Source organism: Nocardia sp. NPDC051756, assembly GCF_040681495.1.
Lineage (GTDB): Bacteria > Actinomycetota > Actinomycetes > Mycobacteriales > Mycobacteriaceae > Nocardia.
Genome location: NZ_JBFAYV010000004.1, coordinates 970,491 through 983,128 on the forward strand (window position 1 = coordinate 970,491; position 12,638 = coordinate 983,128).

Sequence of the window (12,638 nt, forward strand, 5' to 3'; positions counted from 1 at the left end):
TGTTACGGAAGATCAGCAGTGCTCGAGAGCCTCGCGGACCAGCGTCAGATGATGGTCGATCGTGGGCTCCGCGTTACGCGCGAGCGCGGTGACCGCCTCGACGGTGCCGAATCGGAGTTGCCGGGCTCCGGCCTGCAAGGACTGGCGGTGGAAGTCCTCCTGCATGCGCAACCACGTCATATCGAAATCGCGACCGATCCTGAGGCCGGTGTCCCAAATTTGCTGAGCCTGGTCCGGATTGGGCCGCAACGGAAGTGGCACGAGATTCGGTATCGCGACCGCGACGCCCATGGCGTCGAGGCGGGTATGGTCGGCTACGAGCTGCACGCCGAGCGTACGCACCAGCGCGCAAGTGCCCTCCCTGGCCGCCTGCGTGCCGGAGATGATCTCGGCCAGGTTCGCTTGATGCGACACGATCAGGTAGGTGCTGTCCTGGGGGGACGGCTGTACTGAGACGACTGGATCCGGCGGTTCGGCAGATCCGTGCGCCGCGGCGCTGAACTCCAGTGCGGTGATGGTGACCGCGATCAAGACGATTCGACATACTGAATGCATTGCCTTACTCCTCATTTCGGCGTACCTATGGCCGAGATGCCCCCTTCCGGGCCGATTATCCACAATTGGCGACGATCGATGTCGTGCGGCATCGGGGTCGCGGTGTCAAGATCGAAAAATCTTCTACATCAATGTGTTTCATTGTTCGTCGCCATCAACTGGGGAAGCTCCCGCAGCGTTGTCCCTTGGCGCTTGCGGCGATACTCTCCAGCTATGGGCGAATGTCGGCTCCACCTCCTCGGTCGCGTGCGGCTGCTCGTTCTGTGCGTTGCCGCGTTCGGCGCGTTGGCTCTCGTGTCCGCAGCCTGCCGCAACATCGGCGAGACCGGTTCCGGGACAGGCATTTCGAGGACAACCAGCATCGAGGTGTACCAAACCGGCGGCTTCGCCGGAGCTGACGTGCGGTACGTCGTCGATGGCACGGTCGAACCTCAGCGCCGCAGCGAGTTGTTCGACACGGTCGGCAGCGAGGCATTCCGGGCGTTGGCAGACAGCTACACCGGACCCGGCGATTGCTCCGACGCTTACGTTTACACCGTGACCGCCGGCTACAGCGATGGCAGCGCGAAGCGCATCACGACCGACGATTGCAGCCCGACCCCCCAGCTGGTGACCGACGTCATCGCTCGTAGCAAGGAAATCGGACACCGCCAAGACCGTAAGTGAATCGGCGCGTCCGGCGGATCTGCCGCCATACCTCGTCGAATGGCCCGAAGGACACGCGTTCGGTGATTTCCGGCAGGCATGGGGCAGCCCTTGCTCGCCGCGGGCGCACAGGGCGACCCGATCACCGCGCGGCGAAGGCCCGCGCGCAGGCTCGGCCGACGCCCGCACTGGCGGCCGTCTGCTCGACCCGTTGCAGTTTCGGCCCTGCCACCGGCAGCGGACGATGAAACATCGCGGTCCGGCGGGGATTCAGCACGCACAGCGGGTGATTCACTATTTCGCAGGCGGTCGACCATTGGGCGGCTGCCGGACTGCGGCGGCCAGTTCCGCGCGCTCCTCGCGGCCGACCAAGCGGATGAACGGCACGATCTGCTGCTCGATGACCGCGTTGTATTCGGCAGGGTGCCGACGAGGGTCGGCGTGACCGGTGTGGCGGGTGAGTACGACGAGCAGGGTGCCGTGGATACCACCGACGAGGTCGATGAGGACGTCATGGCTGTAGGTGTCGTCGACGACCGGGTCGCGGGCCGGATTGTGGGGGCGGATGAATACGATTGCCGGGCGGGTCGTGCCGGGGCGACGTTTGGCAAGCGCCCGCAGATCGGAAGCCGCGCCGCCGGCAACGATGGTCTTGAATTGGGCTTCGATCAGATCGTTGCTCGCGGCATCGGGGCTGAGGATCTTTCGGCGTAGCACCCAGTCCAGCGCCGAGAAGAAGCGAGCGGTCCGGATGCCGGGCGGCACGCTGCTGTAGTCGATGAATTCGGTACGGCGCGCATACATTTCGACGGACAGCCGCAGCGTCCGGCTTTCCCGAGCGCCGGGTAGCCAACCTGCCCACCGCAGCAACTCTTCGGCCTGATCGCGGCTTTCGCGGCGGACCGCGTTCAGATCGAGCGGGGTGCAATCGAGAATCACGGCCCGCAGTGTCTTGTGACTGCCGGTGTAGATGTGCTTGGCGATCTCGAGTGCGATCACACCGCCCATGCTGTGACCGACCAGCACGATGTTGTCGATGTCAGCCGCTGTGCTCGCGTCGACGATCAGATCGCTGATCACCTCGGTGTCGATACCGCTGTTGTCGTAGCGCACCGCCCAGACCGAGCCCAGGTGGGTGAGCGCGGGTAAGGCCCGCGCGGTGTCGCTGGCATCGAGCGTGCCAAGTCCGGTGAGGTCGAAGACGGCGGTGTCGGCGAGCTGCGGAGTTGCTGGATCGGCTATCTGCAGCACTGCTGGCCTGGTGCGGGACAGCCTGACTTGTTCGGGAACGATGTCGTGCGTCCAGTATTGCGCGAACAGTACCGCGACGACCGTGGGAATCAGCGCCAGGCGCAGCAGCAGCAGTCGGGTGCGCCGCAACGTTTTCCACTGGCGGCCCGGCCGTGTTTCGCGCAGGCGCGCTGTGCGGCGACGCTCGTCATGGTCCGCGACCGTGGATGGATGACGCACCGTGGTCCGTTCGTCGGGAGAACACTCTGTTTATGTAGTGCCCGCGATCGGTCGCGCAGAAACACTGTCGTGCCGCCGGGACGTTCCTTCTTCGGTTCACTGGATTGAACTCTCGGTTTCGTGGTAGCACGTCTACGACGCCTCCGCCCTTCTGGATGTGGCGGACTGCCGCCGATTGGACGCGACCCGGCTGTCACCGCTCCGGTCGCCGCCGCGATCTCGAGCCTTCGTCATGTCGAGCGGTTCAGCGACCACGCTCGTCTGGAACCGCTTCTGGTACAGGGCATTCCGGAGGTCGGCACCGGAATGATGCGCGTTCCAGGACATGATCGGACATGGAATGAGCGTCCGTGCGACAGCGGCGGACCAGCGGACTAGCCGCGGGGCCCGCGTTTGTCGCATGTCTACATCGGGTTGGCCGACAGTAAGTGGGTGCTGATCGGGAAGTTCTCGATCGAAGAGTGATCTATACGAGGAGTCGGCCATCGAGTCGCCGACCGGTGAGCATTGTGCTGGTCGAGCACTGAAAGATCCGCGCGCTGGAAACTGCTCTCTCACACACCCTTCGGCCGCCAGGCCGATTCCAGTTGATCTGCCGTGGGGTGGTGTCGATGACTTTGATGAAAGGACCGATCGGTCATGGTTTCTGGTGTCAGGGTTCGCGGCGGACAGTGGGCGGCGGTCATGATCCTGCTCGCCGGAGTGATCGTCGCGGTGGCCGCTCCCGCGCACGCCGCGACGGCCAATTGCACCGTCAACGGGGTGCAGCAACAGAGCGAGTCGATCGTCGGGACCGACGGTCCCGACGAGATCACCTGCCTGGCCGGACTGGACTACTCCACGACCGTCGACGGACGTGGCGGCGATGACAAGATATATGTCGGAGGCAACCGCTCCAACCGCAACATCACCAGCATCGGAAACAAGGGCAGAATCCTGGGTGGACCTGGCAACGACGAGATCGTCATTTGGGGCGGGAGCCCCAACACCTGCAACTCCGACGGTGTACCGGGCAACTCCGGCACCGTCGAGGGCGGGCCAGGATCGGACACCATCACCATCACCGGCGGCGCGGGCAGCCTCGGCCCCCCATACCCGAACGGCACCCTCCAGTCGGGTGAGCCGGAGAGCAACACCATCGTCGATGGTGGCCCCGGTTGGGGGGCGCCGTCGTGATGCGCGAGAGGGTCTGGTCGCGAGCGCTCGTCACGGCATCGGCGTGCTGTCTGGCTGTCGTAGGTTGTGGGACAACGACATCGGAGAAACCGGCGCCGCCGTTCAGCAGCCCGCCCGCGGATTGTGTCCCGGTCCAGGACGCCGGTAAGACTGCGGTGTCGAGTTTTGCGGGCAACCTTTACGACCCGAAAGTCGAGTTTCGGAGTGAGCGGCCTGAACACGCGTCCGCCAAGGTGTTGACCTGCTACGGCGCCTACACCACAGACGGACAGCACACTGCTGGCGGTACCGATCCGCGAGTCAACACCGTATTCGTCACGATCACGGTGACGTACGCAGATACCTGGAGTGGCAGTGATGCCGTGGAAGACACGAAGCGAAGCTTCACGAGTTACCGCGATGAACATGCCAAATCAGCCAAGATCGTCGGAGGCCTCGGCGACGACGCGTATACCTCGAAGGAGATCACGGACACCGATGCCAGCGCGGAAGTGGACTTCCGTGTCGGCAACGCGGTGCTGCATGTTCGACTGAACCGTAGCTACCTGCAAAGCCCGTCCCCGCAACAGGAGTCGGACGTCGAATCGAATGCACTGGCACTGGCCCGCGCGCTCGCAGGTGGCATCGATGCCTTCATGTAGTCCCGGCTCGGGTACGTTCCTGCGGGGATAGGTGCTCAGCAACCGGATGGCAATCCGAGTTGACGTGGGCAACACGCTCCTTGGTCGGCTCTACGAACGTCCGTATTGCCGATGTACGGTGGGCCTGTGCCGCCGCAGGTCGGCGTGAGGGACCGGTGCGGCCTTGCGCGGCTGCGTGTGATGTCGAGGGCTGGGAGATCGGGTGCCAGTCGAAGGTGCCGACCGACACCATGATCATGACTGCGACCAGGGCGGCCATCGGGATCAAGGCGACCACGTCGCCGAGGCCGACGACCAGGATCAGCAGGAACACACCGGCCAGGAACGTCGAGATCCGGGTGCGTGCGCCGGAGGCTTTGACGTTGATCATGGTCTGGCCGATCATCGCGCAGCCACCCATGCCGCCGAAGAATCCGGTCACAATGTTGGCCACACCTTGGCCCCAGCCTTCGCGGGTCTTGTCGGAATGGCTGTCGGTGATGTCGTCGACAAGCTTGGCGGTCATCAACGATTCCAGCAGCCCGACCAGCGCCATCGCCAGCGCGTACGGAGCGATGATCCCGAGCGTGTGCAGCGTGAACGGCACGTGCGGGATCAGCAGAGTCGGCAGGCTCGACGGCAACCGTGGACTCCGAAGCGCCGATGCTGGACACGCAGTCGAGCTACGACAGCGCGTCAAGGAACGAGTCCGGGGAACTGAGCGGCCGTAGACGGCGGCTAGCGGACACTGGATGTCACCGGCCACGCTTCTGGTGAGGAACTTCAGCTAACGCTCAGCGGGGAAAACCCTACTCTCCCGTACGGGTGGGTTTGCAAGGCCGCGCGACGATAGGTGTTCCAGATCTCACTTGCTGGGCCGTCGAGATCTTCGGTAGTGCGTAGGGATGATTGCGGATCAGATGTTGACGCCATAGTCGCGGGCGATGCCGGCCAGCCCCGACGCGTAACCCTGGCCGATGGCACGGAACTTCCACTCCGCACCGTGGCGGTAGAGTTCGCCGAAGACCATCGCGGTCTCGCTGGAGGCGTCCTCGGTCAGGTCGTAGCGGGCCAATTCCGCGCCGGTCGCGCGATCGACAACGCGGATGAAGGCGTTGCGTACTTGCCCGAAGGACTGCTGCCGCGCTTCGGCGTCGTGAATCGACACGGGGAAGAAGATATTGGTGATCGTCGGCGGTGTGGCGGAGAGATCAACATTGATCACCTCGTCATCACCCTCGCCTTCACCGGTCAGGTTGTCCCCGGTGTGTTCGATACTGCCTTCCGGTGAGCGCAAGTTGTTGTAGAACACGAAATGGCCGTCGGACAACACTTTCCGATCCTGCCCTGTCGCCAGCGCGCTGGCGTCGAGGTCGAAATCGGTGCCGGTGGTCGAACGCACATCCCAACCCAAACCCACCGCTACCGCGGTCAGGTTCGGTGCTTGCTTCGACAGTGATACGTTGCCGCCCTTGGCCAGCGTGACGCCCATGAGCAAACCTTCCTTCTGCTGGTGAAACCGTTTCTGCCACCGGCCCGAATCGGCCGCCGAATTCGAGCGTAGCCGTCTGGATGTGCTGGCGTCGCGCGGGTTCTCAGCGGTCGTGGACGGGAACGGTTCGATCCGGTCGAGCCTGTCGATGAGCACCGGGCCGATGTGGAGTGCCTGCGCACCAGGTGGTTTGGCCTGAGCTGCGCTATCCGGAACGTTCGGCCCGGAGGCGGTAACCGCGTGACCGGGATCGAGTTGATCAGCGATGGCGAGTACGCGGCGCCGTAGCTCGATGAGCTCGATGAGGTCTCTGGTCAAGGGCAATCCCACTGTGCGAGCATCGGATACGGCACGCGCTGACATTGCGTTGGCCGCCGCTACCGCCGCACGCAGCCGCGCCGCGATCGCGTCGGCCTCGAGGCGATCCGAGGTGTAGTTCGCCTCGACCATCGTCGCCCCCTGCCGCTACTGCTCATCCACTACCCGTACCGACCTCATGGCAACTGTCCAGCCTCCCATGGCAGAGCATGGTTTGCTGTCTGAGCGACACAACACCGATGCTCAGCGAGCATACGCGGCATGAATGCAGCGAGCATCGGATCAGCCTGCTCAGTCGTGTTCATCTCCTCCGGGCAACACTGCCGGCCGGAGATCGGTCGTATGGTCGCCCTCGCGGCTGTGTTCATCAGCCGAGTGCCGCTTGATGCCGGGCGGCCCGCATTGTCCTATTCTCGGTCCTAGATTTGTCGACTATCGAAGTGAGCTCATGAGACGCGCATCGCGCAAACATCGAAAACCCGGCCGACCCCAGGATGATCAACCTCCGCGATCTAGCCATCGGAGTTCGCCGTGGTGACCGTGCTGAGCGTTGTGCTCGGTGTCGCTGTGATTCTGCTCATCACCGCGGTGACCGGGTACTTCGTCGCCCAGGAATTCGCATTCATGGCGGTGGATCGCTCTCGCCTCAAATCTCGTGCCGAATCAGGCGATCACGCCGCGAGCCGAGCATTGGCCGTCACTCGACGCACGTCGTTCATGCTGTCGGGCGCCCAGCTGGGCATCACGGTGACCGGTCTGCTGGTCGGCTACGTCGCCGAGCCACTGGTCGGGAAAGGTCTCGGGGAGCTACTCGGCGGGATCGGGATCCCTCCCGCTGTCGGTATCGCTGTCGGCACGGTGCTGGCGATCGCGCTGTCGACCGTCGTGCAGATGCTCTTCGGTGAGTTGTTCCCGAAGAACCTGGCGATCGCCCGGCCGGAGCCGGTGGCCCGCTGGTTGGCGTCGTCGACCACGGTGTATCTACGGGTGTTCGGCTGGCTGATCTGGCTGTTCGACCAATCCTCGAACCTGCTGTTACGGGCGTTGCGGATCGAGCCGGTCCACGATGTCGAACACTCGGCGACCCCGCGCGACCTCGAGCACATCGTGGCCGCCTCCCGCGACACCGGCGAATTGCCGCGCGAGCTGTCGACCTTGCTGGATCGCATTCTCGACTTCCCGACCGCGACCGCGGAACACGCGATGATTCCCCGCGCCCACGTCGACCTCGTGCACGTGGACGACCCGATCGAAGAAGTATTGGCGCGCATGGGTTCTGGGCACACCCGCTATCCCGTAGTCGGCACCTCCAGCGACGACCTGCGGGGGATCATCAATTTGCACGACCTGCTGATCGGCCCCGCCGACGGCAGCGTGGAGCTGCGGTTACGCCCGGCGGTGCTGGTCCCCGAGTCGTTGCCGCTGCCCGAGGTTGTGGCGTGCCTCGGTGCCGCGAAGTCGGAGATGGCGCTGGTCGTCGACGAGTACGGCGGCTTCGCCGGCATCGTCACGATCGAGGACATCGCCGAAGAGCTGGTCGGGGAGATCGCCGACGAACACGACACCGATCTGACCGACGGGGTCGTCGCCGAAGACGATGGCTGGGTGGTCCCTGGTGATCTGCATGTCGACGAGGTCGAACGACTGCTCGACCAGAACGTCTCCGCCGGGGACTACGAAACGATCGCCGGCCTGGTCATCGCAGTATTCGGCGGCTTGCCTGCCGTGGGGGATCAGGTGCAGATCCGGTTGCCACCCATCGGGTCCGACTTCCTCATCGATGCTCCACGGAACGTGCGCACACTGATCGCGGAAGTCAGAGCGGTCGACAAGCACGTGCCGTCGATCGTTGCGCTGCGGGTGCATTCCGCGCCGGAAGGCGGCGCCGATGAGTAACGCACTAGTAGTGATCGCGGTGACGATCGCGTTGATCGCGGCGAGCGCCTTCTTCGTCGCGGTGGAATTCGCGCTCATCGCCGCGCGCCGGCACCGCCTCGAAGACGTCGCGGTCACCAGCCGGGCAGCACGCGCGGCACTGCGCAGCTCCGCCGAGCTACCGGTACTGCTGGCCGGTTCTCAACTGGGCATCACCGTCTGCACCCTGGCATTGGGTGCGGTCACCAAACCTGCTGTGCACCAATGGTTGACGCCGTGGTTCGAACATTGGGGTGTTCCGCTGCTGGGCGCCGATATCGCCGGATTCGTGCTGGCGTTGATCATCGTGACGTTCCTGCATCTGGTGGTCGGAGAGATGGCGCCCAAGTCGTGGGCCATCGCACATCCGGAACGGTCGGCCACCATGCTGGCGATCCCGATGCGCGGCTTCATGTGGTCGACTCGGCCATTGCTGGTCGCGCTGAACAACGCCGCCAACTGGTTCCTGCGCAAAGTCGGGGTGAACCCGGTCGACGAGGTCGACGCCGGGCAAGACTCTGCGGCACTGCGCCATCTCGTCGAGCACTCCGCGACCGTCGGCACCCTCGACGAGCGCTATCACGGAAACCTCACCAGCGCACTGGAATTGGAACAGCTCACCGTCGGCGACCTCGTGCACCCCAACACCGACCCGAGCTCCGTCACCCTCGACGCCGACGTCGACGCCATCAAGCAGATCGCGCGCGTTACCGGGCACCTGCGCCTACTCGTGCGCGACGAGAACGGCGTGCGCGGTGTGGTGCATGTGCGCGACAGCCTCGCGGCAGATTCCGGCACCACCGCCGCCGCGCTCATGCGGCCGGTGCTGCGACTGAGCACCAGCGTGCCCGTCTATGAAGCGCTGCGCACCATGCGCGAAGCTCGTAATCATCTCGCCCTGGTGATCACTCCCGGCACAGACGAACTGGTCGGACTGCTCACCATCACCGATGTCCTACAGCGGCTGCTCCCCTCTGGGAGAGCGGGATCGACGGTGACGACTGTGCGCTGAGCCAGAGGCGGCCGATTTTGCCTGCCACCTCCAAACACGGTAGCCGAGCCCGCCGGACGTCGAGCCCGCGCGGACAATCCGGTCCGGTGTGCGCTCGTTGCGCTCTTCTGCCCTCGAGAACCATGGCAGTTCAGCAGCGGTCTTCGAGGAAGCATCATGGCGCAAAGTCGGCCTGACTGCGTTACACGCGTGGAGCGACGTCAGCGGACTCGATCTGCCCGCCGGCTGTTGGGGCGGCGCACAGGAGTCCGCCCGGGCCATCCTGGCCGAGAGCCTCGCCAGCCACACCGAGCGCTATCCCGATGGCGCGGTACGCCGAATCATGTTGGCAGACAGGCTGGTTCGCTCACTGCTGGATGAGTCGGCCAATGCCCAACTGGTCGTTGTCGGCCGCCACGGCCGCGGCGGATTCCGAAGCACGGTCCTCGGCTCCACCAGAAATGCCTTGCTGCATTCGGTCGAGGTACCGATGATCGTCGTCCGCCAGCGCTGATGTATGCAGCGAGTGGCGGCACGTTCGTCAGTGGCATGGGCAGGCGTCCATCAAGGCTTGGGGGCGGTCGTCGTTCGACATGCGCGTCCATTCAGCTCGAATGGGGATCCAGTGCAACTGCTCGCTGAATCGGATGCGGAATGTACTTGTCGCCCGCCCAGCATCCAAGACTTGGCTCCGGGCGCTGGTGAGACTGGCGGTGTCGTCGTGATGTATCTCCGGGTTCTGATGGAGCCACGGATTCAACAGTGGGTGATCGACGGTGATCCATTCGTGGATGAGCCAGGTGTTGATATCGACAATTCCGACTGCATGACCTGGTTTGGTGGGGACATGGCGCCAAGTCATGGAACCGAGATCGGCTGCGGGGGCAGGCATGAAGTTGGAGATATCGCATGCGATGCCACGGATGGTTCGAGTGGGACTTTGCTGCGGATCGGTTCGAGCGGCGATGTACAGATGATGTCGCCGTTCGTTGGTGAATCTAGTTGTGGCAGTACCGATCCAGCTGTCACTGGACCGTGAACTGTCAAACAGTGCCAAGAAGTTGAGCCGGTCGTCCCAACGATCGAAACAAGCCATCAGGTCGGGAAGGACGCGTTCGGGTACTCGCTTCGTCGCGGATACGCCGAGCAGGTGCTCGAGCATCGGAGATGTTCTGGCAGTGCCGGTTTCAGCAGTCCATTCGATGGCACCGATGAGTGGCATGGGGGGTGTCGCCTCGTGCTTTGCCCCGGTCCATAGCCCCACTCCGTACGTGCGGCCGCCGGGTCCGATTACCGGAACCGCCACGATTCGTAGGACGGATCCTGAAGGCAGTTGCACGGTGTCGAGTTGGGACTGTCGACTGATCGCACAGTGATCGACGACGGGTTGTAGCTGACGGGCCACTGCGGCGCTGGTAGCTAGGCTGACCCGGGTGAGTTTGGCGAAGTGTCGTTGATAGCTACCGTCGATGATCACTGACGGACGTTCGTTGTCGGAGAGCTTTTCTACTACGACCCATTGTCGCCGGCTGATAGAGCTTCGCTGTTGCTGGTCGCGTATATCGGATCTATGGCGCGGCATGTCGGCAGGAGAGGGATTGGATTTACCCGCGAAGTCATGGGCTCTTCGGTGTTGGACTCCGAATGATGGCGGCGCATGGAGGGGGTCGAGTCGACGTGAACGATGGATCGGTAGGTTTCGGTCCGAGGGTAGCCTCGCGTCGTCGGCGGTGGTCATCGGGAACCCCCTGACATTGACGTTCTCCGCGAACGCTGGTTGGTTGTCGGAGCCTCGAATGCTGGGGCTGTGGGAGGGGCTAAGACCTGAATTGGGCTAGCGCTGTCGATCGCGGTGCAGCACGCTGACACGGAGGAGCGTTTGGAGAGGCATCGGGAGCACGCATATGTGGCGGGCGGGATCGGGCAGATAGCCAGCTCCGTGGTGATGGCGTGTATCGGAATAGACATGAGCGCCGTCTCCTCGCGTAAACACGATGCTGGTTCTGGCCTTCGCCTAAGCGAAAGCGCCACCAGGTGTCAGCGGGACGTGCGCTGCCGAGAGGGACAAGCAACCGCCGTCTCCAGCGAGTATTGATAGCTGGATGCTATACGGCAGAGTAGTAAGTTTGCCGGAAAATGTCCAGTGAAATAGGCGGTTGGGTTACGAACTATCCGCACGAACCTTTACCAGTGCTGCGGTGGGAGTCACGGTTTCGTCCAGAATGACCAGGGACGCGACGATGTTGATCCTGATCCAGCCGCCATCACTGCTGCGTACTCGGATGCAGCCCTCGGCGGGTGCCGTCCGCACCGCCTCGGCCAGGGCTTTCGCAGTGGCGACATCCTCGGGATGTATCGCTGGATCGCGTTCGGGATGTCCGGTCATCTCGCATTGCACACTTGGCATCGGGGCAGATAGCCAGCGGATCGCGGTGAGTGTTCGTAGGTCGACGAGTGCTGCGTGCGCGCCTGCTTGTGAAGCCATTTCGGCTTCCATGAGGCTGTCGGCGAAGGTCAGTGGGTCCGCGATCGCGGACGGTCCTTCGGTGATGTCCTGGGTGACGCCGTGGAGCCAGCGCTTGCCGTCGTTATCGACGGACAATCGGGCGGCGAAGTGGAAATCGCGCAGTACGTCGTCGTAGCGCCATATCTTCCATACTTCGTGGACTTGGGTTCCGACCTGGCCGGCCATCACCCGGGCCAGCGCGACTTCTTGGTGTCGCGCCGCGGTCGTTACACCGAACATCGACTGCACCCGGGAGATCTCGGTAAGGGCCTTCTCTGGCGGCATTCGGTACACCGCGTGAACGTCCGGACTGGCTAGGCATGTGCCGCGATCGACATCCCATACCCATGCGCCGGTGGGCAGGCGTTCGGGTGGCTCCGAGGACTCCGGCCCTGCCCACACTTGGACGGCGTTGACTATGTCTAGGGGAGATAGAAACGGTTCCGAGATGACTTGGACGCCCCTGGATCTGGCCGTGGCGCGGTAGGGCTTTTTCGATTCGTAGGCTCCGGCGATCGCATCGATGATTGCTTCGCGGTGGGCTCCGCGAAGCTCGCTTTCCAGCGGCCGCATCGGTCGAACGTGTCGCCCGATCGTGATCACGCGCGGCGGTCCGCCTCCAAGTGTTTCGACCAGAATCCAGCTGGCGACCATAATCTCGACGATAGGTCAGGATGCGGTGTGCGTGGGCGATACGGGCTATCGCTTTGGATTGCACTTCGGCTACGTCTGGCATGGCCAGTGTCGGATTCCCGGGGTACAGGCCTGCGGACCTGAGCGCCGTGACGGGTGCTGTCCGGTTGCCGATTCGAGCGTTCGACTGTGGTCGCCGTGGTGACACCGCCGATGAGTTGCATAGGCGAGCGATCGCTCGGATGGGGTGCCCCTCCCGCCGTCCCTCATCGTCGGGGCTTCGTGCTCGCGGATTGCGCGAAGGTTGCGGACGATTGT

The 12,638-nt window shown here is 63.8% G+C and carries 11 protein-coding genes and 1 pseudogene; 6 read left to right on the forward strand and 6 right to left on the reverse strand.

The window, feature by feature from the left end; translation table 11 throughout:
* Positions 1 to 12: 12 nt before the first annotated feature.
* Positions 13 to 555 carry a DUF4142 domain-containing protein gene (locus tag AB0M22_RS21350; protein WP_364729271.1) on the reverse strand — a complete coding sequence of 181 codons (543 nt, stop codon included), beginning with the start codon at positions 553 to 555 and terminating at the stop codon, positions 13 to 15.
* Positions 556 to 801: 246 nt separating this feature from the next.
* Here AB0M22_RS21350 and AB0M22_RS21355 point away from each other — a divergent pair, with 246 nt between their 5' ends.
* The gene (locus AB0M22_RS21355; RefSeq protein WP_364729274.1) at positions 802 to 1,221 is read left to right on the forward strand and encodes a hypothetical protein; all 420 of its coding nucleotides are present in this window, start codon (positions 802 to 804) and stop codon (positions 1,219 to 1,221) included.
* Between the two features lie 273 nt (positions 1,222 to 1,494).
* Here the strand turns inward: AB0M22_RS21355 and AB0M22_RS21360 are convergent, their stop codons facing one another.
* Positions 1,495 to 2,670, reverse strand: a complete 1,176-nt coding sequence (locus AB0M22_RS21360; protein ID WP_364729277.1) for an alpha/beta hydrolase — start codon at positions 2,668 to 2,670, stop codon at positions 1,495 to 1,497.
* A gap of 639 nt (positions 2,671 to 3,309) precedes the next feature.
* Between AB0M22_RS21360 and AB0M22_RS21365 the strand changes: the two genes are divergently transcribed.
* Together AB0M22_RS21365 and AB0M22_RS21370 are read left to right on the forward strand one after the other, a co-directional pair.
* The gene (locus AB0M22_RS21365) at positions 3,310 to 3,846 is read left to right on the forward strand and encodes a hypothetical protein (protein ID WP_364729280.1); all 537 of its coding nucleotides are present in this window, start codon (positions 3,310 to 3,312) and stop codon (positions 3,844 to 3,846) included.
* Positions 3,843 to 4,487 carry a hypothetical protein gene (locus AB0M22_RS21370; protein WP_364729283.1) on the forward strand — a complete coding sequence of 215 codons (645 nt, stop codon included), beginning with the start codon at positions 3,843 to 3,845 and terminating at the stop codon, positions 4,485 to 4,487. The genes AB0M22_RS21365 and AB0M22_RS21370 overlap by 4 nt, the downstream gene beginning before the upstream one ends.
* A gap of 181 nt (positions 4,488 to 4,668) precedes the next feature.
* Here AB0M22_RS21370 and AB0M22_RS21375 read toward each other — a convergent pair.
* Positions 4,669 to 5,109, reverse strand: a pseudogene (locus AB0M22_RS21375) (SulP family inorganic anion transporter); the annotation flags it as partial.
* A gap of 273 nt (positions 5,110 to 5,382) precedes the next feature.
* Entirely contained in the window at positions 5,383 to 5,958 is a 576-nt protein-coding gene (locus AB0M22_RS21380; protein ID WP_364729871.1) for a TerD family protein, read from the reverse strand.
* A gap of 849 nt (positions 5,959 to 6,807) precedes the next feature.
* Here AB0M22_RS21380 and AB0M22_RS21385 point away from each other — a divergent pair.
* The 3 genes from AB0M22_RS21385 (at position 6,808) to AB0M22_RS21395 (ending at position 9,695) form a co-directional block, all read left to right on the forward strand.
* Positions 6,808 to 8,172: a hemolysin family protein gene (locus tag AB0M22_RS21385; protein WP_364729286.1), complete on the forward strand. Its 1,365-nt coding sequence runs from the start codon at positions 6,808 to 6,810 to the stop codon at positions 8,170 to 8,172.
* The gene (locus AB0M22_RS21390) at positions 8,165 to 9,202 is read left to right on the forward strand and encodes a hemolysin family protein (RefSeq protein WP_364729289.1); all 1,038 of its coding nucleotides are present in this window, start codon (positions 8,165 to 8,167) and stop codon (positions 9,200 to 9,202) included. Before AB0M22_RS21385 ends, AB0M22_RS21390 begins: the two co-directional genes overlap by 8 nt.
* An 88-nt stretch (positions 9,203 to 9,290) precedes the next feature.
* Positions 9,291 to 9,695 (forward strand): universal stress protein, encoded by a 405-nt coding sequence (locus tag AB0M22_RS21395; RefSeq protein ID WP_364729292.1) that lies wholly within the window; start codon positions 9,291 to 9,293, stop codon positions 9,693 to 9,695.
* 27 nt (positions 9,696 to 9,722) lie between these two features.
* Here the strand turns inward: AB0M22_RS21395 and AB0M22_RS21400 are convergent, their stop codons facing one another.
* Together AB0M22_RS21400 and AB0M22_RS21405 are read right to left on the reverse strand one after the other, a co-directional pair.
* A complete protein-coding gene (locus AB0M22_RS21400) occupies positions 9,723 to 10,919 on the reverse strand; it encodes a GAF domain-containing protein (RefSeq protein WP_364729295.1) in 1,197 nt (398 codons plus the stop codon).
* A gap of 423 nt (positions 10,920 to 11,342) precedes the next feature.
* A complete protein-coding gene (locus AB0M22_RS21405) occupies positions 11,343 to 12,341 on the reverse strand; it encodes a GAF domain-containing protein (RefSeq protein ID WP_364729298.1) in 999 nt (332 codons plus the stop codon).
* Positions 12,342 to 12,638: the final 297 nt, after the last annotated feature.